This window comes from Mycolicibacterium sp. P4_G11 (assembly GCF_056555145.1).
In genome coordinates this window covers 129,668-151,996 of the sequence record NZ_JBFUJW010000004.1, presented here as the reverse complement: position 1 = coordinate 151,996, position 22,329 = coordinate 129,668, and the positions used below count along the sequence as shown (strand labels likewise).

At 68.0% G+C, this 22,329-nt stretch carries 28 protein-coding genes and 1 pseudogene; 15 read left to right on the top strand and 14 right to left on the bottom strand.

Going from position 1 to position 22,329, the window contains the following annotated elements; genetic code table 11:
* Positions 1-24: 24 nt before the first annotated feature.
* Complete coding sequence (locus AC1U2B_RS10290; RefSeq protein WP_480216723.1) at positions 25-1,326, top strand: chloride channel protein; 1,302 nt, start codon at positions 25-27, stop codon at positions 1,324-1,326.
* Here the strand turns inward: AC1U2B_RS10290 and AC1U2B_RS10285 are convergent.
* Positions 1,313-3,154, bottom strand: a complete 1,842-nt coding sequence (locus AC1U2B_RS10285) for an ABC transporter family substrate-binding protein (protein ID WP_480216859.1) — start codon at positions 3,152-3,154, stop codon at positions 1,313-1,315. The two genes, AC1U2B_RS10290 and AC1U2B_RS10285, sit on opposite strands and share 14 nt — an antisense overlap.
* A gap of 126 nt (positions 3,155-3,280) precedes the next feature.
* Here AC1U2B_RS10285 and AC1U2B_RS10280 point away from each other — a divergent pair, with 126 nt between their 5' ends.
* Positions 3,281-4,135, top strand: a complete 855-nt coding sequence (locus AC1U2B_RS10280; RefSeq protein ID WP_480216722.1) for a hypothetical protein — start codon at positions 3,281-3,283, stop codon at positions 4,133-4,135.
* A gap of 52 nt (positions 4,136-4,187) precedes the next feature.
* On the opposite strand, the gene typA is transcribed toward AC1U2B_RS10280, so the two are convergent.
* Entirely contained in the window at positions 4,188-6,092 is a 1,905-nt protein-coding gene (typA, locus tag AC1U2B_RS10275) for a translational GTPase TypA (RefSeq protein WP_043395565.1), read from the bottom strand.
* Positions 6,093-6,160: 68 nt separating this feature from the next.
* On the opposite strand from typA, the gene AC1U2B_RS10270 reads away from it, so the two are divergent.
* A complete protein-coding gene (locus AC1U2B_RS10270; protein WP_110767632.1) occupies positions 6,161-6,328 on the top strand; it encodes a hypothetical protein in 168 nt (55 codons plus the stop codon).
* Positions 6,329-6,421: 93 nt separating this feature from the next.
* Positions 6,422-6,694, top strand: coding sequence for a hypothetical protein (locus tag AC1U2B_RS10265; RefSeq protein WP_418003204.1), 273 nt, complete (start codon positions 6,422-6,424; stop codon positions 6,692-6,694).
* Here AC1U2B_RS10265 and AC1U2B_RS10260 read toward each other — a convergent pair.
* A complete protein-coding gene (locus AC1U2B_RS10260; protein WP_480216721.1) occupies positions 6,688-7,065 on the bottom strand; it encodes a (deoxy)nucleoside triphosphate pyrophosphohydrolase in 378 nt (125 codons plus the stop codon). The two genes, AC1U2B_RS10265 and AC1U2B_RS10260, sit on opposite strands and share 7 nt — an antisense overlap.
* A gap of 73 nt (positions 7,066-7,138) precedes the next feature.
* On the bottom strand, positions 7,139-7,699 hold the full coding sequence (locus tag AC1U2B_RS10255; RefSeq protein WP_480216720.1) for a hypothetical protein: 561 nt from the start codon (positions 7,697-7,699) through the stop codon (positions 7,139-7,141).
* Between the two features lie 42 nt (positions 7,700-7,741).
* Here AC1U2B_RS10255 and AC1U2B_RS10250 point away from each other — a divergent pair, with 42 nt between their 5' ends.
* On the top strand, positions 7,742-8,005 hold the full coding sequence (locus tag AC1U2B_RS10250) for a hypothetical protein (RefSeq protein WP_480216719.1): 264 nt from the start codon (positions 7,742-7,744) through the stop codon (positions 8,003-8,005).
* Between the two features lie 208 nt (positions 8,006-8,213).
* Positions 8,214-8,489: a 4a-hydroxytetrahydrobiopterin dehydratase gene (locus AC1U2B_RS10245; RefSeq protein ID WP_043395575.1), complete on the top strand. Its 276-nt coding sequence runs from the start codon at positions 8,214-8,216 to the stop codon at positions 8,487-8,489.
* On the opposite strand, the gene AC1U2B_RS10240 is transcribed toward AC1U2B_RS10245, so the two are convergent.
* Positions 8,470-9,603 (bottom strand): mannosyltransferase, encoded by a 1,134-nt coding sequence (locus AC1U2B_RS10240; RefSeq protein WP_480216718.1) that lies wholly within the window; start codon positions 9,601-9,603, stop codon positions 8,470-8,472. The genes AC1U2B_RS10245 and AC1U2B_RS10240 overlap by 20 nt on opposite strands.
* A 183-nt stretch (positions 9,604-9,786) precedes the next feature.
* Here AC1U2B_RS10240 and AC1U2B_RS10235 point away from each other — a divergent pair, with 183 nt between their 5' ends.
* Positions 9,787-10,578: a hypothetical protein gene (locus tag AC1U2B_RS10235; protein ID WP_480216717.1), complete on the top strand. Its 792-nt coding sequence runs from the start codon at positions 9,787-9,789 to the stop codon at positions 10,576-10,578.
* Positions 10,579-10,621: 43 nt separating this feature from the next.
* Positions 10,622-11,596: pseudogene (locus tag AC1U2B_RS10230) on the top strand (Rv1157c family protein); the annotation flags it as partial.
* A 12-nt stretch (positions 11,597-11,608) separates the two neighbouring features.
* On the opposite strand, the gene AC1U2B_RS10225 reads toward AC1U2B_RS10230, so the two are convergent.
* From AC1U2B_RS10225 to AC1U2B_RS10210, 4 genes are all read right to left on the bottom strand, one after another.
* Positions 11,609-12,349, bottom strand: a complete 741-nt coding sequence (locus tag AC1U2B_RS10225) for an SDR family NAD(P)-dependent oxidoreductase (protein WP_043984830.1) — start codon at positions 12,347-12,349, stop codon at positions 11,609-11,611.
* Between the two features lie 61 nt (positions 12,350-12,410).
* Positions 12,411-12,773 carry a nuclear transport factor 2 family protein gene (locus tag AC1U2B_RS10220; protein WP_480216716.1) on the bottom strand — a complete coding sequence of 121 codons (363 nt, stop codon included), beginning with the start codon at positions 12,771-12,773 and terminating at the stop codon, positions 12,411-12,413.
* A gap of 31 nt (positions 12,774-12,804) precedes the next feature.
* Entirely contained in the window at positions 12,805-13,233 is a 429-nt protein-coding gene (locus tag AC1U2B_RS10215; RefSeq protein ID WP_480216858.1) for a MarR family winged helix-turn-helix transcriptional regulator, read from the bottom strand.
* 141 nt (positions 13,234-13,374) lie between these two features.
* Positions 13,375-13,524: a DUF1059 domain-containing protein gene (locus tag AC1U2B_RS10210; RefSeq protein ID WP_071289247.1), complete on the bottom strand. Its 150-nt coding sequence runs from the start codon at positions 13,522-13,524 to the stop codon at positions 13,375-13,377.
* Between the two features lie 33 nt (positions 13,525-13,557).
* On the opposite strand from AC1U2B_RS10210, the gene AC1U2B_RS10205 reads away from it, so the two are divergent.
* Entirely contained in the window at positions 13,558-14,220 is a 663-nt protein-coding gene (locus AC1U2B_RS10205) for a nitroreductase family protein (protein ID WP_260943088.1), read from the top strand.
* Positions 14,221-14,291: 71 nt separating this feature from the next.
* Here the strand turns inward: AC1U2B_RS10205 and AC1U2B_RS10200 are convergent, their stop codons facing one another.
* A complete protein-coding gene (locus tag AC1U2B_RS10200; RefSeq protein ID WP_043395583.1) occupies positions 14,292-14,870 on the bottom strand; it encodes an HhH-GPD-type base excision DNA repair protein in 579 nt (192 codons plus the stop codon).
* A gap of 118 nt (positions 14,871-14,988) precedes the next feature.
* Here AC1U2B_RS10200 and AC1U2B_RS10195 point away from each other — a divergent pair, with 118 nt between their 5' ends.
* Complete coding sequence (locus AC1U2B_RS10195) at positions 14,989-15,285, top strand: hypothetical protein (RefSeq protein ID WP_043395587.1); 297 nt, start codon at positions 14,989-14,991, stop codon at positions 15,283-15,285.
* A gap of 6 nt (positions 15,286-15,291) precedes the next feature.
* Here AC1U2B_RS10195 and AC1U2B_RS10190 read toward each other — a convergent pair whose 3' ends face one another.
* A complete protein-coding gene (locus AC1U2B_RS10190; protein WP_480216715.1) occupies positions 15,292-16,170 on the bottom strand; it encodes a dihydrodipicolinate synthase family protein in 879 nt (292 codons plus the stop codon).
* A gap of 24 nt (positions 16,171-16,194) precedes the next feature.
* The gene (locus AC1U2B_RS10185) at positions 16,195-16,980 is read right to left on the bottom strand and encodes an aldolase (protein ID WP_480216714.1); all 786 of its coding nucleotides are present in this window, start codon (positions 16,978-16,980) and stop codon (positions 16,195-16,197) included.
* Between the two features lie 100 nt (positions 16,981-17,080).
* On the opposite strand from AC1U2B_RS10185, the gene AC1U2B_RS10180 reads away from it, so the two are divergent.
* The 3 genes from AC1U2B_RS10180 to AC1U2B_RS10170 are packed head-to-tail and all read left to right on the top strand — an operon-like array spanning position 17,081 to position 20,167.
* Complete coding sequence (locus AC1U2B_RS10180; protein WP_480216713.1) at positions 17,081-17,611, top strand: helix-turn-helix domain-containing protein; 531 nt, start codon at positions 17,081-17,083, stop codon at positions 17,609-17,611.
* Between the two features lie 7 nt (positions 17,612-17,618).
* Positions 17,619-18,839, top strand: a complete 1,221-nt coding sequence (locus AC1U2B_RS10175) for an MFS transporter (RefSeq protein ID WP_480216712.1) — start codon at positions 17,619-17,621, stop codon at positions 18,837-18,839.
* A 44-nt stretch (positions 18,840-18,883) separates the two neighbouring features.
* Complete coding sequence (locus AC1U2B_RS10170; protein ID WP_480216711.1) at positions 18,884-20,167, top strand: acyltransferase family protein; 1,284 nt, start codon at positions 18,884-18,886, stop codon at positions 20,165-20,167.
* A 78-nt stretch (positions 20,168-20,245) separates the two neighbouring features.
* On the opposite strand, the gene AC1U2B_RS10165 is transcribed toward AC1U2B_RS10170, so the two are convergent.
* Positions 20,246-20,434, bottom strand: a complete 189-nt coding sequence (locus AC1U2B_RS10165; RefSeq protein WP_043395603.1) for a DUF5302 domain-containing protein — start codon at positions 20,432-20,434, stop codon at positions 20,246-20,248.
* Between the two features lie 18 nt (positions 20,435-20,452).
* On the bottom strand, positions 20,453-20,896 hold the full coding sequence (locus AC1U2B_RS10160) for a PPOX class F420-dependent oxidoreductase (RefSeq protein WP_043395606.1): 444 nt from the start codon (positions 20,894-20,896) through the stop codon (positions 20,453-20,455).
* 54 nt (positions 20,897-20,950) lie between these two features.
* Between AC1U2B_RS10160 and AC1U2B_RS10155 the strand changes: the two genes are divergently transcribed.
* Both AC1U2B_RS10155 and AC1U2B_RS10150 read left to right on the top strand, forming a co-directional pair.
* The gene (locus tag AC1U2B_RS10155; protein ID WP_480216710.1) at positions 20,951-21,484 is read left to right on the top strand and encodes a DUF1697 domain-containing protein; all 534 of its coding nucleotides are present in this window, start codon (positions 20,951-20,953) and stop codon (positions 21,482-21,484) included.
* A gap of 56 nt (positions 21,485-21,540) precedes the next feature.
* Entirely contained in the window at positions 21,541-22,317 is a 777-nt protein-coding gene (locus AC1U2B_RS10150) for a class I SAM-dependent methyltransferase (protein ID WP_260943353.1), read from the top strand.
* Positions 22,318-22,329 lie beyond the last annotated feature (12 nt).

Below are 22,329 nucleotides of genomic sequence, written 5' to 3'. Positions count from 1 at the left end.
CCCAGGCTGGCATACATTCGCCGGGTGACGCGACGTGCGCTCGAGTTCGGCAGTGCGGTGCTGCTCACCGGCCTGCTCGCCGGGGTCGCGGGTGCGCTGACGGTCTCGCTGCTGCACGCCGTCGAACATCTCGCCTACCACTATTCGTACGGTCTCCTGCTCGACGGCATCGGCGCCAGCTCGCCGGTTCGGCGCGCGCTGGCACCGGCGATCGGCGGGGCGCTGGCCGGACTCGGTTGGTGGCTTCTGCGGCGGCGATATGGGACGCCGTCGCTGTCGGCGACCATCGCAGGGAAGAAGCCGATGCAGCATCTGCCGATGGCGGCCGACGCGGCGTTGCAGGCCCTGGTGGTCGGGTCCGGTGCCTCGCTGGGCCGGGAGACGGCGCCGCGCCAATTGGCCGCGGTCCTCAGCAGTTACGGCACGACGTGGCTCGGGCGGCTCACCGCGTCGACCATGGGGACGCTGACCGCCCGCGACCGCGAGATTCTGCTCTCCTGCGCCGCGGGCGCCGGGCTGGGCGCGGTGTACAGCGTGCCGCTGGGCGGCGCGTTCTTCGCCGCTCGCGTCATGATGGGCACCTGGCACCCCAAGGTCGTCGGCACGGCCCTCATCACGTCGAGCCTGGCGGTCGCGGTGTCGCACCCCGTCACCCATTTCGAGCGCGACCTCACCTGGCCGGAACCGGCACTGTCGTACCAATTCACCATGCTGGCGTTGGCCATCGCACCGCTTGCGGTGGTGATCGGCCTGGCCTTCAACCGGCTGATGGCGGTCGCCGGCCCGAAGCCGCAGCTGACCTCCTGGGTGCTCGTCCCTGGCGTCGCGCTGGCCGGGCTGATCACCGGCATCTGCTCGATCTACCGTCCCGAACTGCCCGGGAACGGCCGCAGCGTGCTGATCGTCAGCGTCGATGCCCAGCTGAGCCTCGCCGCCGCAGCGGTTCTCCTGGTGCTCAAACCACTGCTCACCGCGCTGTATCTGCGGGTCGGCGCGGTCGGCGGCATGATCACCCCGGCACTGGCCACCGGCGCGGCCGCGGGCACCGTCGCCACGTTCGCCCTCAATGGCCTGGCGGACACGCACCTGCACGTGCCCGCGGTGGCCCTCACATGCGCGGCGGGCGTCCTCGCGATCACCCAGCGGGCACCGGCATTCGCGGCGCTGTTCGTCTGGGAGCTGGCACATCCACCGGTGTGGCTGCTGCTGGTTTTCGCAGTCGCTGCGTACTCGTCGCACGGCATCCGGCTGCTACGAGAACAGTCGGCGGCCCGGACGAAAGCTCCCGAGCCGAAGCCGGCTCAGGAACAGCTCAAGGAACCTTGACCCACTTGCCGGCGTCGCCCACGATCCCGACCGGGACCGCGCCGGTGAGGCTGACGTTCTGCACCGTCGGCCCGGCCGCGACGATCGTGGTGTCCTGCAGGATCGGCAGCACCGTCTCCATCGCCCAGAGCTTGGGCTCCAACTCGTTCAGTACGTCGGCGATCTTCTCGGTGCCGGCAAGGGCCGCGTCGATCTTGGGCTGGATCGCGTGGTCGCAGATGCCGGTCAAGTTACTGGGCGCCTGCACCAGCTGATCGCCGCCGAGCGGCTTGGGCAGCGGAATGGTCGGTGCAGTCGACGTCACCGAAGGCGTCGGCGGCTGCGGCGCAACGGTTTTGGAGGTCGACGTCGGCTGCGGAGTGGGTGCCGGGGTCGTCGCGGTCGACACCGCCGTCGCGTCCAGACCCGGGCAGCCGTAGCGCGATGCCAGCACCGTCGCCAGGTCGCCGCCGGCGTGCCGCCAGCCGACGATCGCGTCGACGCGCTCGAGCCCGTCCGCGTACAGCGCCACGGGATCCATGGCCAGCACCGTGGCCTCGATTCCGACGCTGCGCAGTTGGTCGGCGGCCGTGTTCGCCACCGCGACCGAGGTCGGGTCATTGGCGGCGACACCGATGGCCAGCCCCAGCGGCGTGCCGTCCTTGACCAGCCGATCGTGGCCCGGCGGCGGTGGCGTGCCGGGCAGCGACGGCGGTGCGACCGCGGACTCGACGTTGTACCCGACCTGGTGCAGCAGGTCCATCGCGGCATTGCGGTCCAGCGCCGGCGGCGCCGTCGGCACATAACCGGGGTCGGACGGCGTCCGCACCTGCGCCTGCGCCAACGTGACGGTGTTGTCGCTACCCGCGCCGACCGCCGCCAGCAGGCCGACATCGAGCAGACCCAGCAGCGCCTTGCGGACCTGGGTATCGGTCAGTCCCGGTCGCTGCGCGCGCAGCGTCAGCTGCATGACCCGCGGGGTGACGATCCGCGCGGTGCGCACGCCCGGAATGGCCGCCAGTTGCGCGAACGTCGCCTGCCCGCCGTGCACCTGAGCCACCTGGGTGTCCCGGTTACGAATCGAATCAGCAAGGGCCGCAGGCGAACCCCCGCGCCGGAACAGCACCTGGTCGGGCACCGACGGCACGCTCCAGTAGCGGTCGTTGCGCGCCAGCAGGATTTCGTCGCGCTGCGGATCGATGCTCTCGACCCGGAACTGGCCGCCGGTGACCGGCATGGCCCGGGCGAGGCCGGCGCCGAAACCACCCGGCACGTCCTTGACGATGTGCGCGGGCAGGATGTTGTTGAACAGTTCCCGCCAGGCCGGGTACGGGCGGGCGAAGGTCACCACGGCCGTCTTGCCGCCGTCGACGGACTGGACGCCGGTCACCAGGTCGTAGCCGGCCGGGTCGACGACGCCGGGCTGGCTGACCATCTGCCGCCACTGGTACCAGTAGTCGTCGGCGGCGATGGGCGCGTTGTCGGTCCACTGCGCCTCGGGGCGGATCTTGTACGTGACGGTGAACGGGCTCTGGTTGGTCACCTCGGCCGACAACAGCAACGACGGGTCGAGTTCCCAGCGCGATCCCGACGGCGACGCCGGATCGGCGATGGGCCGGAACGAGCTCGGCAGGACCAGCGCGGAGATCGCTGCGTTGACCGGCGACTGATCGGACTGCAGATGCGGGTTGAACCCGGGGCCGATCCAGTCGATGGCCATGATGATCTGGCTCATCTTGGGCGGCGGTGGGACGACGGTCTTGGTCGTCTCGGTGCTGCGCGGAGCGGGCGGTGGGCTGACGGTGCAGCCGGCCAGCGCCAGAACTGACACCAGTGCGCCTGTCGTCATCAGCTGGCGGCGGGCGGTCGGCACGCCGTTCAGGGTATCCGCAGGGCAGGGCCGAACCACCAGCCGATGCCCCGCGGCAAATCCCTGTCGCTCCGCTCGCCGCCGATGTAGTCCACAATCAGCGGTATGGGCCTGCTGCCGAAGCCGTACACCCCGCTTTCCGATGCCGACGTCGCCGATGCCCTGAGCCGCGCGGTCGCGGTCATCAACCCGCTGCTCAATGTGCTGTCGCAGGCCGATCCCATCGGGCTGCGCAAACGCACGCACCGGTTGCTGCATCCGCCCCGCGGATTGAGCGACCGGGTCCGTCGGCTGCGGCTGCGGCTGCGGCGTGCTCGGGCCGGTCGCAACCCCAGCGCCACGGACTTCGCCATGAATGCGGGCGCCCAGCTGATGAACGCCGCCGACCTCCCCGGCACCGCCGCCTGGGGCCGGCTGAGCCGCGACGAGCGCATCCACTGGTGGGTGCACCGCGTCGGCGCCTTGAACACGCTGCTGGTGGCCACGCCGGGCGCCTTCGGCTGGCTGGCCCGGGTCCTGCCGGTGAGCGAACTGGCCGGCTTCGTCAACGACGCCATCGTGTTGTGCGCGGTGGCTCGCGAATACGGCGTCACCGATCAACGTGAGCAGGTGCGCCTGCTGGCCGACGTGTTGTGCGGGCGGCAGCTGCCGGAAGACTTCGACGTACCGGCACAGGAACCCGCGCCGCTCCCCGAAGCACCGCCGCCGGGCTGGAAGCCGCTGGAGGCCATCACGTCGTCGATGCCGGTGGTCGTCGTGCGGACCGTGTGGCAGCTGGCCGGGATCCTGCGCGCGACGTTCGACGAGATCGCCAAGCGGCCGCAGCCGACGAAGTGGTGGCAGCGCCTGAGTGCGCTGCCGTGGGTCGGCGCCGTCTCGACGTACTTCGGTGAACGCGGTGCGCTGATCAAAGCAGCCCAGGACGGCGTGGCCTGGCTCGAACGCCGAACGGCCAGTTAGCGCACGCTTTTTCGTGAATTGCGTGTACTAACCGGCCGGTGAGCGTCGTTCGTTAGTTGTTGCGAGCCTTCTCGCGGGACTTGGCCCGGGCACGGAGGCTGGCGGTCAGCTCGACCTTGCGCACGCGCACGATCTCGGGGGTGACCTCGACGCACTCGTCCTCGGCGCAGAACTCCATGGCCTGTTCCAGGCCGAGCTCCAGCGGCCGCGCCAGCGTCTCCATCACGTCTGCGGTCGAGCTGCGCATGTTCGTCAGCTTCTTTTCGCGGGTGACGTTGATGTCCAGGTCCTCGGCGCGCGGGTTGATGCCCACGACCTGGCCCTCGTAGGTGTCCTGGCCGGGCTCGACGAAGAACTGACCGCGGTCGGCCAGCTGGATCATGGCGAACGGGGTCACCGAGCCGGTGCGGTCGGAGACCAGCGAGCCGGTGTGCCGGGCGCGGATCTCGCCGGCCCACGGGCGGTAGCCGTCGAACACGGCGTTGGCGATGCCGGTGCCGCGCGTCAGGGTCAGGAAGTCGGTGCGGAAGCCGATCAGGCCACGCGACGGCACGATGAAGTCCATGCGGACCCACCCGGCGGCGTGGTTGGTCATCTCTTCCATGCGGCCCTTGCGGGCGGCCATCAGCTGCGTGATGGCGCCGACGAACTCTTCGGGACAGTCGATGGTCATGGCCTCGAACGGCTCGTGCAGCTTGCCGTCGACCTGGCGGGTGACCACCTGCGGCTTGCCGACGGTCATCTCGAAGCCTTCGCGGCGCATCTGCTCGACCAGCACGGCCAGCGCCAGCTCACCACGGCCCTGGACCTCCCAGGCATCCGGGCGGCCGATGTCGACGACCTTGATGGACACGTTGCCGACCAGCTCGGAATCCAAGCGGGACTTGACCATTCGCGCCGTCAGCTTGTGACCGGAGACCTTGCCCGCCAGCGGCGAGCTGTTGGTGCCGATGGTCACCGAGATGGCGGGCTCGTCAACGGTGATGCGGGGCAGCGCGTGCGCATGGTCTACATCGGCGAGGGTGTCGCCGATCATGATCTCCGGCATACCCGCGACGGCGACGATGTCGCCGGCGACGGCTTCCGCGGTCGCGGTGCGTTCCACGCCCTCGGTGACCAGCAGCTCGGTGATCTTGGCGTTGGTGATCACCGGATGGCCGTCGACCTCGCGCATCCAGGCCACCTGCTGGCCCTTCTTGATCTTGCCGTTGTAGATACGGACCAGCGCCAGACGACCCAGGAAGGCCGACGCGTCGAGGTTGGTGACCAGGGCCTGCAGCGGGGCTTCGGGGTTGCCGGCTGGCGGCGGGATGTGCTCGAGCAGCACGTCGAACAGCGGATCGAGGTTCTCGCCATCGGGGTTTTCGCCGTTGGCGGGCTGCGTGGTCGAGGCGATACCAGCCCGGCCCGACGCGTACAGCGTCGGCAGGTCCAGTGCCTTCTCGGCGGCCGCCTGGGCTTCCTCGTCCAGGTCGGACGCGACGTCGAGCAGCAGGTCGTGGCTCTCTTCGACGACCTCGGCGATGCGTGCGTCGGGCCGGTCGGTCTTGTTGACCACCAGCAGCACCGGAAGGTGGGCGGCCAGCGCCTTGCGCAGCACGAAACGGGTCTGCGGCAGCGGGCCTTCGGACGCGTCGACCAGCAGCACGACACCGTCGACCATGGACAGGCCGCGCTCGACCTCACCACCGAAGTCGGCGTGGCCCGGGGTGTCGATGACGTTGATCACCGTCATGGTCCCGTCCGCGTGGTGCCGGTGCACCGCGGTGTTCTTGGCCAGGATCGTGATGCCCTTTTCCTTCTCCAGGTCACCGGAGTCCATCAGTCGCTCGACAGCGTCGTCGCCGCGGTGCGTCAGGGCGCCGGACTGCCGCAGCATGGCGTCGACGAGCGTCGTCTTGCCGTGGTCGACGTGCGCGACGATGGCAACATTGCGGAATTTGGGCTGCTCACTCACGTCAGAGATTGTCGCAGCGAGGGGGTCGGTTTGCGAAACTGCGGGCGGCCTGGCAAAACTGCTAGTCGATGAAGGCCAGCAAGCTAGCCGGGGCTAAACCGAAGAAGAAGTGCTGCCGCAGCAAGCCCCGGTGCAAGCGGTGTCCGCTGGTGCTGCACAAGGTCCAGAAAGCGGCGCACCACGGGATCCACGGCAAGGATCTCGAGAAGGTTTACAAGCGCGCCCGCAAGGCTTGATATATAGCGATTGACCTGCCTCTTTATTCGCATCGCGCGTACCGTGGAAGCGTCTCGTCAGTTCCAGGGAACGAGCGCGAGGAGGTCGTCGTCATGACAATCTACGAAGTGCTGACCGGTGTCGTCGGATTCGTTCTGGCACTCGGCGCAACGGCCGCGATATTCGCCGGTTTGGCCAATTGGGCAGGCGGATTCTTCGTGGTGCGGTGTGCTGCGTGTCACCATTTGGCGTTCTCCACGGTGAACAAGCCGAAGACCGACTGCCCGCATTGCAAGTACCCGGCGCTGCTACATCCGCTCTACACCGCGCAGCACGGCAGCGCGATGGCGTCGACGCGCGTCGTCGGCGACAAGCTGCACTACTGAGCCAGCGCGACCTTCAGTTCTGCGAGCCACGCCCGGTCCGCCGGCACCCAGGGCAGCTCGTCGAGTTCGTCGGTGCCCACCCAGCGCACGGCGTGATGATCGTGGGCGTGGGGCGCGTCGTTGGTCGACACCCGGTACGCCCGCAACGTGACGGTGTCGGACAACGGCACGTCCTCGCCCAGCTTCTTCCCGACAGTCACCTCGACGCCGAGTTCTTCCTGGAGTTCGCGGGCCAGCGCCTGCTCGTCGCTTTCCCCTGGCGCCACCTTCCCGCCCGGCAGCTCCCAGAGACCCGCCAGCTCCGGCGGCCGATTGCGCTGAGCGACCAACAGTTTGGCGTCGGCGATGAGCGCACCTGCGACGACGATCACGGCTCTGAACCTACTTGCCGTCCGGCTTCCTACGTCGAGTGTGGGGATAACCGTGGCCACTCCCCGCGTGTCGTCACCGCTGGGCACCACCTTCGACGGAGCGCGCCAGCGGTAGCCGTCGTCGCACAGCCTGAATCGCGTCCTTGACACGCCACACCACTCGTTGCGGTTGACTCATCATGGGCGCCGTCACCCACACATTGCGCCACCCGATTCGTGCCAGGTCCTCCGTGTACTCGAATTGCCGTGACCGTCGTTCCAAGGTCCAGTCGAGGTCCTCGTCGCATTGCACGACCACCTGCCAATGCCGCCACCCCATGTGAGCCCGGGTGAACACAGGCCCGAGCTCGTCGCCCAACACGATCTGGGTTTCCAGGCGGGGTAGATACGCGTTCGCCAGCAGCGTCCGGACACGCGACTGAAGCGGCGTCTCGGCTCCACCGTCGGCAATCCCGACCGTGGCGCCCAGTTTTCGGACGCCACGCAGGCCCGGGCGAGCGTCTGCGATGGCCCAGACATCCGAGGTCACCAGCCCGGTAGATCGGATCAGCGCATCGAGAATCGGAACCGCGTCGGCCGCCGGCAGCAGCCGTCCGATGTCGAGAGCCGTACGCGCCGGCGTCGTGACCCGCATGCAGTCCACGGTGCAAACTTCTTCCGGCGCAAGGTCATACGAGTGGACAACCAATCCCGACGGGCGGTGCCGATCGTCGCGCACGACGACTGCCGGAAGTCCTGGGTCGAGCCATTCAACGCGATGAACCGCCGCCGCGGATACGCCCGCCAGGACCGCACCGGGCCCGGCCGCCAGCCATGCTGCCCGGGCCTTGAGCCCAGCGGTCATGACCGCGTCGCCGGCTACGTATACATCGCGAAAGACCGCACGGTAGTAGTTACGGAGTCGATGTTCGGTGAGCGTGCCGGCGCGCAACGCGTGTGACCCGCGGAATGGTTCATCCATACCGCTACTTTCGGAGCCGGCACCGACAGGAACGCCAATTCGAACCGCAGTTATCCACAGGCCGCGAGGCACTCGCTGCGGCCAAGCCGAACGTCGAACGTGGCGGCTACCGAGATGACGCGCCGCGATCACCACCGGCAGCCCGCACGCTCGGCGTAGGGGTTTGGGCGGGAGTACGTTCGAACCCATGGCCGTCCTCACCGATGAACAAGTAGACGCCGCACTGCCCGGGGGCTGGGAACGAGCCGACGGCGCACTACGCAGGTCCGTGAAGTTCCCGACGTTCCTCGACGGCATCGATGCCGTGCGCCGGGTGGCGATCCACGCCGAAGCCAAGGACCATCACCCGGACATCGACATCCGTTGGCGGACAGTCACTTTCGTTCTGGTCACGCATTCAGAGGGCGGCATCACCGACAAGGATGTCGCGATGGCCGAGGACATCAACGGACTCGTCGTTTAGCCATCCACGCCAGCGTCACCAACGTCATCACCGGGTAGATCAGACCCGCCCACGCCAGGTACCACGGGCGGCTGATCACCCAGATCGTCGGCTGCGCGAAGCTCAGCAGCCACGGCACCCCGACCAGCAGCAGCACCAGCCAGGTCCAGCGCAACGCCCGCGCGCTGGCCAGCGCCGCGAACGGCCCGTGCCACAGCCACATCATCAACGGGATCAGCCACACCCAGTGGTGGGTCCACGAGATCGGCGAGAAGAGCAGCCCGAACAACTGCACCACCAGCAGCGCACCCAGTCGATCGGGCCGGTCGGGGCCGTAGACGGCGCGCCAGGCGAACACTGCGACGACGGCCGTCAGCGCCACCGCGATCACCACCGCCGGCTCGAAACCGGCGTCGTGCCCGACGATTCGTGAGATCGCGCCGCGCCAGGACTGATTGAACGACGTCGCGACGGGGCCGATGCGATTGGCGTCGCCCAGCAGATCGGTGAAGTAGTAGAGCGCCTGACCGCGCAGCACCAGCCACGACACCAGCACGGTGCCGGCGAACGTCACGGCCGCGAACACCGCCACACCCCAACGCCGGACGCCCACGAAGTAGAGCCCCGTCACCGCGGGCGTCAGCTTCACTCCGGCGGCCAGGCCGACCAGCAGACCGGACCACCACCAGCGGGTGCTGTAGACCGCATAGAGCGCGCCCAGCACGAGGATGACATTGATCTGCCCGTAGTCGAAGGTGCTGCGCAGCGGCTCGGTCCAGATGCCGACGGCCGTCCACGCCATGGCCAGCCGGTGCGCGGGATCGCCTAACCCGATGAGCCGCAAGCTGATCCACACCACGCCGTACAGCGCACCGATGATCCCCACTTGCCAGCAGAACGCCAGCAAATCGAACGGCACGAAGTGCAGCGGATAGAACAGCACGGCGGCGAACGGCGGATAGGTGAACGGCAGCGGGAAGTCCGGCGTCTGGTCGGCGTAGACGTAGTCGTACAGCGGGTGGCCGCTGCCGAGCGTCGCCGCGCCGCCGACGTAGACGTGGAGGTCGACGAAGTTGGCCCCGTTGGGCACGAGGTAGGTCCAGGCGAAGCGCGCAGCGACGCTGAGCGCCAGCATCAGTGGCGCCCAGCGCAGGACGGATCGCGTGGCGGTGTTTATCGCACGACTGTAACGGTCGGTCTCCCTTCGCCTTCGGGTCAGTAACGGATCTATAAATGCCACACGTGTCACTTGAGTAACACCAGTAACGGCATACCTTCGGTACTGACGCGCCACACCTGTACCGGGAGGACCCCTCACATGCGCAACCGCACCACTGGAAAACTGTTGGCCACCAGCATGATTGCCGCCGCCGGCGCAGTCCCGGTGGCGATCGCGCTGAGCGCTGTCGCCGCCGCCGACCCGGCCCCCGCGGCCCCAGCACCCGTCGTGCCCGGCACGCCGCTGGTGAATGAACTCGCCCAAGCTCCCGTCCAGGCGCTGTCGGGGGTCACGCAGGCCCTGACGTCCGGCGCGCCGGCTGCCGCTCCGGCTGCTCCCGCCGCCACCGCGTCGGTGACCCTGCCGCAGAACCTGGTCCCCGCCGCCACCGCTCCGGCAGCCGCTGCACCCGCAGCTGCCGCCCCGGCCCAGGGCATCATCCCGTCGGCCAACATCAACCTGCCGCAGATTCCGGGCTCGCCGGTGCCGCTGCCGAAGCAGATCGCCTTCCCGGGTGACCTGACCTCGCTACTGCCGGCCGGTATGCCGCTGGCGAACCTGCTGCCGCAGCCGGCTGTTGCCGCTCCGGTTGCCGCTGCGACGACCGCCACCTCACCGCTGGCCGCCGCCACCGCACCGCTCGCGGCCGCAGCGGCACCGCTGGCTGCTCCGCTCGCCGCTGCTGCTCCTGCTGCCGCAGCTCCGCTGGCCGCCGCTACGGCTCCGCTCGCCGCGCCGTTGGCTGCCGCTCCGGCTGCTGCGTCTCCGCTGGCCACCGCACCCGCCGCCGTGGCGGCTGCCGCACCCGCGGCGCAGGCCATCCCGGGCATCGTGCCCGGGATCATGAGCCTGACCAGCCTCGCGCCGGTCATCACCTCCGGCTTGCCGTGATCCGCACCGTAACCAGATAACCGATACGAAACCGGGGAGAGACATGCAATCGAGGAAGCTGTTCATCGCGCTTGGCGCATCCGTCGCACTCACGATCAGCGCGGCCACCGTCGCTCACGCTGATCCGACGTCGCCACTGCCGTTGCCGCTGCCCATCGATGGCCTCCAGGCTCCTGGCCTGCCGGCCATGCAGACTCTCGCCCCGGTGATCCAGCAGGCCGCCGCTGATCCGGCGGGCGCCGCGGAGCTGCTCATGGCAGCAGCCCGGGCGTTCGCCGGCAGCCAGGCCGCACCGTCGGATTCGAAGAATCTGGCCAACGCCGTGAACCAGTTCGCGGCCGCACCGGAAGCCCCGCACGTGCCGGCACCCGGCGCGGTGCCGGGAGTCGAGGCCCACCTGCCTGCCGGCGTCGACCCGGTGCACGCTGTTGGCCCGGTGGCTGAAGCTGCTCCGGCTCCGGCCCCTGAAGCTGCACCGGCACCGGCACCTGCCGCGGCTCCGGCCCCCGCGCCGGCACCGGCTCCTGCTCCCGAAGCCGCTCCGGCGTCCGCCCCGGTCACCCAGGCCGCGGCGACGGTCCCGGCTCCCGAAGCCGCACCTGCTGCGGCACCCGCAGCGGCGCCGGCTCCGGCCGGGGCGTTCGGACCGGGCACGCCGATCACGCAGGACTTCATGTACCCGTCGATCAGCAACGGCTGCCAGGCCGACGGCGGCAACGTCCTCGGGACGGCCATCACCGTGGCCGGCCCCGCCAAGATTCCGACCCCGGGCCCCGGCCCCGGTCAGACCGCCTACGTGTTCACCGCGGTCGGCACGCCCGGCCCGGCGGCCGAGCAGAAGCTGCCGCTGAATGTCACCTGGGTCAACCTGACCACGGGCAAGTCGGGCAGCGCGACCCTCAAGCCGCAGGCCGACATCAACCCGCAGGGGCCGACGACGCTGACCGCCATCGTCGACACCGGCTCGGGCAGCATCATGTCGACGATCTTCGGTCAGGTGACGCCCACGGGGCGTCGTCTCGACGTGTTTCTAGAGCTGGATCTGGCCACCGTCGACGGCCAGCTCCGCCCCGGTCATGAAGCTGCTCTGGTCCGAGGCCAGGAAGAGCACCGCTGCGGCGATCTCCTCGGGGCGCCCCAGCCTCTTCATCGGCACCTGAGCAGCCATGCCGTCGAGTAGATCTTGTTTCTGCTCGGCCGGCGCCAAGCCGGTGAGTCCTGGAGTTTCGATCGGGCCCGGGATGACGGTATTGACCCGGATGTTGCGATCGGCCAGCTCCGCCGCCCACGTGCGACCCAGAGACCGGATGGCGGCTTTGGACGCGGCGTAGAGGCCGAATGCAGGAACGCCCTCGGAGGCGGCGGTGGACCCGGCGAGGATGATCGACGCCCCGTCGTTGAGCAGCGGCAGCGTCTTCTGCACGGTGAACACCGTGCCGGCCACATTGCGATCGAAGTTGTCCCGGTAGTGCTGCGGCGTCACGTCGGCGAGGGTGGCGAAGTCGCCGCCGCCGGCATTGGCGAAGACGACGTCGAGTCCTTTGCCGTGCTTGGCGATTTCGGCGGCCAGGACGTCGAGTTCTTCGGGCTTGCTGATGTCGCTCTGCACACCGTGCGCGCCGATGGACGCGGCCGCCTCGTCGAGCCGAGTGCGATCACGTCCGGTGATGAAGACGTACGCGCCCTCATCCGCGAGGCGCTTTGCGGTCGCCAGGCCGATGCCCGACGTTCCTCCGGTTACCAGTGCCGTCTTGCCGTCGAGCTGTCCCATGATCGGGCTCCGTTTCTGTGTGGCTGTAGTTCCACCCGTATCAACTTAGGTGATGTGTCACCTATTCCGCATCATTCAACACCGTCCACAACCGGATGATGCGTTCGTCGACGACCTCGGCGACGTCGAAGCCCGACGCCACCGTGGCGTGGTCCGGGGCGTGAACCTCCCACGCCAGGAAACCCAGGCCACGGGTCTGCCGGACCGGGCCAGCTTTCACGAAGTGCAGGCCGGGCAACTTCTCCTGCAGCTCAGCCGCCTTGGCATTCAGCTGGTCGTGGCCGACGGCGATGCCTTCGTCATCGGTCCACGTCACGTCGTCCGCGTAGGTCTCGGCGATCGCAGCGGCGCGGAGCTGCGGGTCACGCTCGTTGAACACAGCCAGCAGATTGGCTTCCATCAGACCGACGATGATTTCACTCATGGCACTCCTATAGGTGATTTATCACCTAATTCTAGCCCGGTGAGGGCGGAAGCGAGCTGTGATGATCGAGGTTGACGTGGATGTGCTCCAACGCCGCGGTAAACGGCCCGAGCAAGTTCTCCGGCAGCGGATCGAAGAACAGACTGCGCACCAGATCGACATGTCCGGGTGCGGCGTCGGCGATCGCCCGCCGACCGTTGACGGTCAGCACGACATTGGTGGTGCGGCCGTCCTCGGCGCTCGGCTGACGCTCAGTCAAGCCGCGTTCTTCCATGCGCCGCAGTTGGTGTGAGAGCCGGCTACGTTCCCAGCCGATCTGCGCCGCCAAGTCGCCGACCCGCAGGCCGCCACCGTGGTCGCCACTGAGCGCGACCAGCACGTCGTAGTCAGCCAGGGACAGCCCCGTGTCGGCTTGCAGCTGCCGGTTCATCTCGTAATTCATCCGCAGCTGCACCCGCATGTAGGCCACCCAGGCCCGCTGCTGCTTCGGCGTGAGCCATCCCCGCTCCGGAGTCGGCTCCCCTGCCTTTCTCGGCGTCACGCTCGTCAGTATGACGGCCGGGGCTGCCCCCGACGGCAGCCACGCTCGCTTTTTATTGGCTCAGTAAGCCATGAACAGAATCATTTCCCGGTCGTACTCGCGACCGGGGTGCTGCTCGGCGAGATGGGTCTGCGCCTTCTCGACCAGATCGTCCTCGTCGCTGCCGGAGATCGCCTCGCCGCAGGGGCAATTCAAGTGTGTCTTAGCCATACACATCACCTTCGCATACGCATGATGGTCGGTATGGAGATTTACGACGTCATGCGCACGACCGGGGCCGTCCGCAAGTTCAGCGGCGAGCCCCTGTCCGACGAAGTGCTCGAACGGATCCTCGACAACGCCCGCTTCGCCCCGAGTGGCGGCAACCGGCAGGGCGCGCGGGTGATCGCGGTGCGTGACGTCGAGACGCGCAAGAAACTGGGCGAACTCTCCAAGCCCGGCGCCAGGCAGTACGTCGCGCAGATCGCCGCCGGCGAAGGCCCATGGAACCCATTGCGGCCCTGCGGCGTTGACCCCGCCGTCGTCGAGGCCACTCCGGTCCCCGACGGCATGGTCACCGGCACCCTGCTGGGCGCCGAGGTGGTGCTCGTGGTGTGTCTGGACCTCGGCGTGGCCGCGGCGTTCGATCAGCACCTGGATCGCATCGGCGTGATCAGCGGGGCGTCGATCTACCCGTTCGTCTGGGGCATCCTGCTCGCCGCCCGCAACGAGGGCTTCGGCGGCGTGCTGACGACCATGGTGGTGGCGCAGGAGCCAGCGGTGCGCGAACTGCTCGGCATCCCGGACAACTACGCGGTGGCGTGCATGCTGCCACTGGGCAAGCCGGTCAAGCAGGTGACGAAGCTGACCCGCCGTCCGGTGTCGGAGTTCACCACCCGGGACCGGTTCGACGGGCCCGCGCTCTAGAACCCGGCGTTGATCCTGTGCTTACGGCGTCAGCTACTCGACAAAAGTCACCGTGAGCGCGGAGTCAACGCTCAGGCTTTGGCCGCTTTGGCCGCTGCCTTCATCTGCTTCTTGTAGGCGCGAACCTGATCCAGTGAGCCCTTGTCGACGACGTCGGCGACGGACATGTGCGTGCCCTGCTTGCCGTAGTCGCCGGCCGCGGTGCGCCAGCCCTCGGGCGTGACGCCGTACTGCTTGCCCAGCAGCGCCAGGAAGATCTTGGCCTTCTGCTCACCAAACCCGGGCAGCGCCTTGAGCCTGCGCAGCACCTCTTTGCCGTCGGGGTCGCCGGTGGTCCACAGCGAGGCGGCGTTGCCGTCGTACTCGTCGACGATCACCTGCGACAGCGCTTGCACCCGCTTGGCCATGGATCCCGGAAACCGGTGCACCGCAGGGGTTTGCGCGAACAGCTCGGCGAATTTGTCGGGGTTGTAGTCGGCAACGACGCCGGCCTCCAGCCCACCGAGGCGGTCCTCCAGCTTCTTCGGCCCCGCGAACGCCACTTCCATCGGAATCTGTTGATCAAGAAGCATTCCGACCAACAACGCGAACGGGTTGGACTCGAGCAGTGCGTCGGCGGACGGCTCCTGAACCAGCTGCAGCTTCGACATCACGCCAGTTTAGGACCCCGGTAGCCGCAACCCGATTACGCCGGTTCAGAGTTTCTGCGTGAGTGCGATGTGCGAACGTGTAGGCCGGTAACCGGTACATGCCTGTAGGGGGACGGACATGAGACGTGCAGTCGCAGCTCTTATCGCAGCGATCGCTGCCGCCATTGCCCTGGCCGGCGCGGCCAGCGCCATACCAGACCAGGGCACGCCGCAGTTCGACCAATACATGCAGGGCCTGGAGCGCAACGGCTACAACCTGAATCCGGATACCGCGTGGCGCGTGGCGCACCAGGCGTGCATCGGCGGCCTCCCCGGCTACATCAATCTGGAACTGGCCGCGCAGGGTGTCATCGGCCCCGGCGCCCAGCAGCGGGTGATGGACGTCGCCAGAAAGTACGCCTGCCCGGTCGAATAGGCGCACTCACGCGTCGGCGAGCAGGTCCTTGAGTTCAGCGCGGCCGGCCTCGTCGAGCGGCAGCAGCGGCGGACGCGGAGCCCCGGCATTGCGCCCCAACAGATCCAGTCCGGCTTTGACGGTCGTCGGCAGTCCGCCCGCGACGATGAAGCGCAGCAGCGGTGCGAGATCGTCGTAGATCTCCTGCGCGCGAGCCCGATCGCCGCACCGCACCGCGTCGTACAGATCGAGGCACGGCTGCGGACGCAGATTCGGTGCGGCGGTGCACCATCCGGACGCGCCGGCCAGCAGGGCGTCGAGCACCAGCGGGTTACTGCCGTTGTAGAACGGCAGCGTGCCGCCGGAGAGCTCCTTGATCCGCAGCATCCGAGTGAGGTCGCCGGTGGACTCCTTGACCATGCGGACGTTGTCGATGTCGTTGAACATCCGGACCAGCAGTTCGGGTTGCATGTCGATGCCGCTGGTCGCGGGGTTGTTGTACACCATGATCGGCAGGTCCACGGCGGCCGAGATGCTGGCGTAGTGCTGGAAAATCTCCCGCTCGCCCAGCTTCCAGTACGAGATCGGCAGCACCATCACGGCGTCGGCGCCGGCCTGCTGCGCGTACCGCGCGCGCCGAATGGTGTTGGCGGTGGTCAGATCTGACGCTCCGACGATGACGGGAACCCGGCCGTCGACGGTGCCGACGGTGGCGTCGACGACGGCGTCGAACTCGTCCTCGGTGAGGTACGCCGACTCTCCGGTGCTGCCCAACGGGGCGATGGCGTGCGCGCCGGTGCTGACCAGTTGCTCGACGACGCCCGCCAACGTGGCGGTGTCGACGTTGGCGCCGTCAGCGGTGAACGGGGTGATGGGGTAGGCGATGATGCCGTGGATATCGGTCATGAGGTCGTGTCCCTTCTGGGTTCGTCAGTTGTCGAGGGCGTCGGCGTGGCGCACCAGGGCACGCCGTGCGTAGTAGGCGAAGTTGGCGACGCTGCGCTTGGGCGTCAGCGTCCAGTCGTGGGCTTCACGGGCCAGCCGGTCGGGCAGCGGGGCGATGGTGCCGGCGGCCATGGCGGCCAACTGGAGCTTGGCCCCGCGTTCGATGAGCATGGCCAGCGAGCAGGCTTCCTCGACGCTGGCCCCGGCCACCACCTGACCGTGGTGGGCCAGCAGGATTGCCTTCTTGTCCCCCAGCGCGCCGGAGATGATCTCGCCTTCCTCGTTGCCCACCGGCACGCCGGGCCAGTCCGCCAGGAACGCGCAGTCGTCGTACAGCGGCGCGATGTCCATCTGCGAGACGATCAGCGGAACTTCGAGCATCGACAGCGCCGCGACGTGGAACGGGTGCGTGTGCACGATGCAGTTCACGTCCGGCCGGGCTCGGTAGATCCAGGAGTGAAAACGGTTGGCGGGGTTGGCCATTCCGCCGCCGTCGAGCACGTTGAGATCCTCGTCGACGAGCAGCAGGTTGCCCGCGGTGATCTCGTCGAAGCCCAGGCCGAGCCGCTGGGTGTAGTAGGTGCCCGGTTCCTCGGCGCGGGCGGTGATCTGCCCGGCCAGGCCCGAGTCGTGTCCGGCGTCGAACAGCGCCCGGCAGGTGAGCGCCAGCTTCTCGCGGACGTTCAGGTTGGACTCCGCGATGTGGCGGTTCAGTCCGTCTTCGGCGCGCTGCATCAGTTCACCCTTGGAGTCGTGCATCGTGTCGGTCATCGGAACTCCCCTCAGCTTTGGTGCGTGGCCGCACCTCTATGACACATTGCAGACCATAGGACACAAAGTGTCATGCAGTCAATGAGATATCCTCACTTCCGTGAGTGGCTTGTTGCGTGCGGTGCGCCAGCAACGCGGGATGACGCTGGAGGAGCTGGCAGCCGGCACCGGGCTGACCAAGAGCTACCTGTCCAAGGTCGAGCGGGGTCAGAGCGTGCCGTCGATCGCCGCGGCGCTCAAGATCTCCCGAACGCTCGATGTCGATGTGGCGCAACTCTTTTCCGACGATCCGGAAGTCAGCACGTTCACCGTCGAACGCGCCGCCGATCGCGGCACCGCCCGCAATCACGCGATCGCGTCAGGGATGCTGGGCAAGGCCATGTCGCCGTTCGTGGTGCGGCCCGGCCGCCAGTTCGCCGCCCATGCCCACCCGACGCACCCCGGTCAGGAGTTCGTGTTCGTCCACTCCGGGACAATCGAACTCAATTACGACGGTCGTCTCGTGGAACTGACAACGGGCGACAGCGCCTATTTCGACGCCGCCACGCAGCACAAGCTCCGCCAGGTCGGCGACGACACCGCCGTCGTGGTCGTGGTGACCTCGCCGGCGCCACCCCGCACAGTGCGGTGACCAAGGAATGCCAGCGCGTCCCGCCCGCGTTGCCCTACCCGTGCTCCAAACTCGAACCGTGACCTCGCGCCTTGGCTTTCCGCTGCTGGCCTATGCCTTCGCCGCCATCATGTTGGGCACCACGCTGCCGACGCCGATCTACGCCCTCTACGCGCACGAGCTGCACTTCGCGGTCCTGACGACGACGGTCATCTTCTCGGCGTACGCCATCGGCGTGCTGGCCGCACTGCTGCTGTTCGGCCGCTGGTCCGACGCCGTCGGCCGTCGGCCGGTACTGATCGCGGGGGCGCTCGCCGCCATCGCGAGCGCCGTCGTCTTCCTCTACGCCGACAGTGTGCCGTTGCTGCTGGTGGGCAGGTTGTTGTCCGGGTTGTCGGCGGGCATCTTCACCGGCACGGCGACGGCGGCGGTCGTCGAGTCCGTGCCCGAGGCCCGCCGGGAGCAGGCCGCGGCCGGTGCCACCATCGCCAACATCGGCGGGCTCGGCGCCGGACCCGTCGTGGCCGGCCTGCTGGTGCAGTACCTGCCACACCCGTTGCAGCTGCCGTTCCTCGTGCACATCGTGTTGGCCGTGCTGGCCATCGTGGCGGTCTGGCTGGTCCCGGAGACCTCGAGCCGCACCGGGCGCATCGGTTTCCAGCGGTTGTCGGTTCCCGCCGAAGTCCGCGCGACGTTCGTCCTCGCAGCCACCGCCGCCTTCGCGGGCTTCGCGGTGATGGGCCTGTTCACCGCGGTGGCGCCGTCCTTCGTCAGCAGCGTCATCGGCATCGACAACCACGCCGTCGGCGGCGCCGTGGCCGCATCGATCTTCGGTGCCTCGGCCGCCGCTCAGCTGGCCGGGCGACGCCTCCATCCCCCGCGGGCCGTCGCGCTGGGCTGCGCGACCCTGGTCGCGGGCATGGCGATCCTGGCTGTGGCACTGCAGTTTTCGTCACTGGCGGGGCTGCTGGCCGCGGCCGTAGTGGCCGGCGTCGGGCAGGGCATCAGCTTCAGTCGCGGACTGGCCGCCGTCGTCGAAGGCACCCCGACCGAGCGGCGTGCCGAAGTCAGTTCGACGTACTTCGTGGTGGCCTACGTGGCCATCTCGCTGCCGGTCGTCAGCCTCGGGTTCGCCGCCCAGCGTTGGGGTCTGCAGGCGGCCGGGGTCAGCTTCGCCGTCGTCATCGCCGTCCTGGCGGCCGTCTGCCTGGCCGCTGTCCTCTGGCAGGAACGCCGCAGGTCAGCGTAATTTGAGTAGCAATACCTAGGGGGTCGGCCCTTACGTTCGAAGACATGACCACCCGCGTCTTTCCTTCCGCTGCCGAGATCGCGCAGCGCACGCCGGTCGACCGCGACCGCGCCATCGACGTCATCCGCATCGTCTCGCTGATCGGCGTCGTCGCCGGTCACACCATCATGGCGACGAGCATCATCGAAAACGACGTCTTCCGGTGGGGCAACCTGCTCACCACGTCGGTGGTGTTCCAGGCGCTGACCTGGATTTTCCAGATCATGCCGCTGTTCTTCTTCGCCGGTGTCGCGGCCTCGGCCGCGTCGTACCGCAGCGGGATGAGCTGGGGCGGCTGGCTGCTCAAGCGCTGCACCCGGCTGTACCGGCCGGTGTTCTACTACCTGGCGTTCTGGGCCGCGGCGCTGCTGATCCTCAAGCCGCTGCTGCCGATCCACGTCTACGAACCCATCGCCGGCATCAGCATCCAGCTGCTGTGGTTCCTGGGCGCCTACGTGATGGTGCTGGCCGCGGTGCCGCTGCTGATGCGGATCACCACCCTCGGCCAGCTCGTCGCTGCGGTCGCCGGCACCTACGCCCTGGTCGCGCTGGTCGATGCCATCCGCATCAACGACCACTCCTGGTCCGCGCTGGGCTACGTGAATTTCGTGGTGTGGCTGATCCCCGGCATGTTCGGCGTGGCGTACCGCCGCGGACTGCTGACCACCGCAGCCGCCCTGCGAGTCGGCCTGGCCATGCTGGCGGTCAACGTCGCGATGGTCTGGGCCGGCCCCTACGAGCTGAGCCTGGTCGGCATCGAGACCCAGCACATCAAGAACATGACGCCGCCGTCGCTGCTGCTCGCCGGTCACGCAATCATGATGTGCGCGTTCGCCATTGCCGCCGCCCCGGCCATCAGCCGCTGGGCCGCCCGGCCGCAGGTGTGGCGCCTCGCGGTGATCGGCAACACCGGCGCCATGACGCTCTACCTGTGGCACATGCCCGCACTGCTCGGGATGCACCTGGCCTTCGATCTGGCGGGTCTGCCCCGCTACCCCGGCCAGCCGCACTTCCTGGTGCTCAGCGTCTACCAGGTGGCGCTCATGGCGGTGCTGGTCGCCGGGCTGTTCCTGCTGCTGCGGCCGCTGGAGAACAACCCCCTGCCGCTGTGGGACGGCGGCCGGGTCTCTGAACCCGGTTGGCGCAGCGCGGCCGTCGGCACCCTGCTGGTCGTCGCCGGTGCCGCCACCCTGGCGTCAGTCGGCTGGGGCCTGAAAGACACCGGCCTGCAATGTGTTTCGGTGATGCTGGCGGCGCTCGTCGGGGCCCGGCTGCTGGCCCGGGATTAGTTGATCTCCGCGAGCACACATAAAACTGTCCCTTTTCGTGGGAAAAGGGACAGTTTTATGTCTGCTCGCGAAAAGGCGCTAGCCGCTCTTGCGGCGGAACTCCCGGCGACCCCCACCGACGGCACCGTGCGACTTGGATTGCTTGGCCCCACGATCCTGGTTTGCGGCGGCGCCGGCGGTACCGGCCTTCTTACGCTCGAGCGCTTCGCGAAACTTCCGCTTGGTCTCGTCGGGCGATGCTGCACCTTCGTCGGAGTTCTCGGCCATGCACGCAGCGTAGCGCGTTCAGCGCACGCCCGGAGGCAGCCCGTACAGGTGGGTTATCGGCATGGTGAGCAGCACCCGACGGTCGGCGACCATCGCCCGCCGATAATCGTCCCAGTCCGGATGCTCACCGGAAATATTGCGGTACAAGGTAATCAGGCCCTCGACGGTGTCGTCGTCAGGCGCCGCGGCCGGCGGACTCAGCACCGCGTCCCCCTCGGCGACCGCATACGCCCAGCCGTCGTCGGATCGGACGTAGATCGATGCCCGGGCGTCCCGCCGCAGATTACGGGTCTTGGCCCGGGGCTCGGTGATCGACACCCCGATGGTGACGGCGCGTGGGTCGAAGTAGTAGGACACGTTCGACAACTGCGGTCGACCGTCGCGTTTGATGGTGGCCAGCACGCCCAGCGAATTGTCGCTGATCAGCGCTAGCAGCTTGTCTTCGAAGACCTGACGGGTCATGGCACCCAGCGTACGGCGCAACTGCCTACCATTGGGCGTCATGACGGAGTTCGGATGACGCGCTACGCGGTGTTTCTGCGCGGCGTAAACGTCGGCGGAGTCAATCTGAAGATGGCCGACGTCGCGGCCACCTTCCGAGAGGCCGGCTTCGACGACGTGAAGACGCTGCTGGCGAGTGGCAACGTGGTGCTGTCCAGTTCCGCGAAAGCAGCCGGAGTTCGCACGAAAGCCGAAGCGGCACTGCGGGAATCATTCGGGTACGACGCCTGGGTGCTGGTGTATCCGATGGACGAACTCCAGTCCATCTCGGCGGACTACCCGTTCGAGCGCGAGGTCGACGGCCATCATTCGTACGTGACGTTCGTCAGCGACCCGGACGTGCTCGACGAGCTCGCGGCGCTTGACCCGGTCGGCGACGAACTGATCAGTCGCGGGCGCGGCGTCCTGTACTGGCAGGTGGCCCGCGGCGACACCTTGAGTAGTGCGATCAGCAAAACGATGGGCAAGAAGCGCTATAAGTCGTCCACCACCACCCGCAATCTGCGGACCGTCGAGAAAGTGCTGGCTTCGGTAGGTTCGAAACCGTGAGTTCAACTCCGAAGATCGACGGCAGCGCTCTGACCGGCGTATCCGAGACGGCACTGATGACCCTCCAGGTCCGGGCCAGCGAAGCCCGCCGACCGGACGGAATCATCGACGATCCGGTGGCGGTCGAGCTGGTGGACCGCATCGACTTCGATTTCGCCAAGTTCGGCTATTCGAGCCGCCCCGACATGGCGCTGCGCGCGTTGGCGTTCGACCGCGCCACCCGCGACTATCTGCGCGACCACCCGAAGGCCACCGTGGTGGCGCTGGCCGAAGGCTTTCAGACCAGCTTCTACCGACTTTCCGCGGCTGAGCCCGATCCGCAATTCCATTGGCTGACAGTCGATCTACCGCCGATGATCGAGGTTCGCAGCAAGCTGTTGCCGCCCTCGGACCGGGTTTCGGTGTGCGCACAGTCGGCGTTGGACTACAGCTGGATGGACCAGGTCGACACCTCCGAGGGCGTCTTCATCACGGCCGAAGGCCTGCTGATGTACCTACAGCCCGAGGAGTCATTGGGGCTGATCGCCGAATGCGCCAAACGGTTCCCGGGCGGACGGCTGATGTTCGATTCACCGCCCGCACTGTTCGCCGGACTGGTCGGACGCGGGATGCGGACCTCCTTGCGCTACCGGGTGCCACCGATGCCGTTCACCCTGTCGGCAAGCCAGGCCGCGCGATTGGTCGACACCATCCCGGGTGTGCGCGCAGTGCGCGACGTCGAACTGCCCGCCAGCCGCAGCGCGATACTCAACGCCATGATGTGGACGGCGCAGCGGCTCCCCTCGTTGTTCGACGCGGTCCGGCCCGCCATGACGCTGCTCGAATTCGGCTAGCACTCCCGCGCG

What these genes read in the sequence shown, in the direction of transcription:
- AC1U2B_RS10285 (WP_480216859.1), bottom strand. Translation starts at nt 3,154, where the DNA reads ATGACGACAGGCGCACTGGTGTCAGTTCTGGCGCTGGCCGGCTGCACC.
- AC1U2B_RS10280 (WP_480216722.1), top strand. Translation starts at nt 3,281, where the DNA reads ATGGGCCTGCTGCCGAAGCCGTACACCCCGCTTTCCGATGCCGACGTC.
- AC1U2B_RS10270 (WP_110767632.1), top strand. Translation starts at nt 6,161, where the DNA reads ATGAAGGCCAGCAAGCTAGCCGGGGCTAAACCGAAGAAGAAGTGCTGC.
- AC1U2B_RS10265 (WP_418003204.1), top strand. Translation starts at nt 6,422, where the DNA reads ATGACAATCTACGAAGTGCTGACCGGTGTCGTCGGATTCGTTCTGGCA.
- AC1U2B_RS10255 (WP_480216720.1), bottom strand. Translation starts at nt 7,699, where the DNA reads ATGCGGGTCACGACGCCGGCGCGTACGGCTCTCGACATCGGACGGCTG.
- AC1U2B_RS10245 (WP_043395575.1), top strand. Translation starts at nt 8,214, where the DNA reads ATGGCCGTCCTCACCGATGAACAAGTAGACGCCGCACTGCCCGGGGGC.
- AC1U2B_RS10240 (WP_480216718.1), bottom strand. Translation starts at nt 9,603, where the DNA reads ATGCTGGCGCTCAGCGTCGCTGCGCGCTTCGCCTGGACCTACCTCGTG.
- AC1U2B_RS10235 (WP_480216717.1), top strand. Translation starts at nt 9,787, where the DNA reads ATGCGCAACCGCACCACTGGAAAACTGTTGGCCACCAGCATGATTGCC.
- AC1U2B_RS10225 (WP_043984830.1), bottom strand. Translation starts at nt 12,349, where the DNA reads ATGGGACAGCTCGACGGCAAGACGGCACTGGTAACCGGAGGAACGTCG.
- AC1U2B_RS10220 (WP_480216716.1), bottom strand. Translation starts at nt 12,773, where the DNA reads ATGAGTGAAATCATCGTCGGTCTGATGGAAGCCAATCTGCTGGCTGTG.
- AC1U2B_RS10215 (WP_480216858.1), bottom strand. Translation starts at nt 13,233, where the DNA reads ATGCGGGTGCAGCTGCGGATGAATTACGAGATGAACCGGCAGCTGCAA.
- AC1U2B_RS10210 (WP_071289247.1), bottom strand. Translation starts at nt 13,524, where the DNA reads ATGGCTAAGACACACTTGAATTGCCCCTGCGGCGAGGCGATCTCCGGC.
- AC1U2B_RS10205 (WP_260943088.1), top strand. Translation starts at nt 13,558, where the DNA reads ATGGAGATTTACGACGTCATGCGCACGACCGGGGCCGTCCGCAAGTTC.
- AC1U2B_RS10200 (WP_043395583.1), bottom strand. Translation starts at nt 14,870, where the DNA reads ATGTCGAAGCTGCAGCTGGTTCAGGAGCCGTCCGCCGACGCACTGCTC.
- AC1U2B_RS10195 (WP_043395587.1), top strand. Translation starts at nt 14,989, where the DNA reads ATGAGACGTGCAGTCGCAGCTCTTATCGCAGCGATCGCTGCCGCCATT.
- AC1U2B_RS10190 (WP_480216715.1), bottom strand. Translation starts at nt 16,170, where the DNA reads ATGACCGATATCCACGGCATCATCGCCTACCCCATCACCCCGTTCACC.
- AC1U2B_RS10185 (WP_480216714.1), bottom strand. Translation starts at nt 16,980, where the DNA reads ATGACCGACACGATGCACGACTCCAAGGGTGAACTGATGCAGCGCGCC.
- AC1U2B_RS10175 (WP_480216712.1), top strand. Translation starts at nt 17,619, where the DNA reads ATGCCAGCGCGTCCCGCCCGCGTTGCCCTACCCGTGCTCCAAACTCGA.
- AC1U2B_RS10170 (WP_480216711.1), top strand. Translation starts at nt 18,884, where the DNA reads ATGACCACCCGCGTCTTTCCTTCCGCTGCCGAGATCGCGCAGCGCACG.
- AC1U2B_RS10165 (WP_043395603.1), bottom strand. Translation starts at nt 20,434, where the DNA reads ATGGCCGAGAACTCCGACGAAGGTGCAGCATCGCCCGACGAGACCAAG.
- AC1U2B_RS10160 (WP_043395606.1), bottom strand. Translation starts at nt 20,896, where the DNA reads ATGACCCGTCAGGTCTTCGAAGACAAGCTGCTAGCGCTGATCAGCGAC.
- AC1U2B_RS10155 (WP_480216710.1), top strand. Translation starts at nt 20,951, where the DNA reads ATGACGCGCTACGCGGTGTTTCTGCGCGGCGTAAACGTCGGCGGAGTC.
- AC1U2B_RS10150 (WP_260943353.1), top strand. Translation starts at nt 21,541, where the DNA reads ATGACCCTCCAGGTCCGGGCCAGCGAAGCCCGCCGACCGGACGGAATC.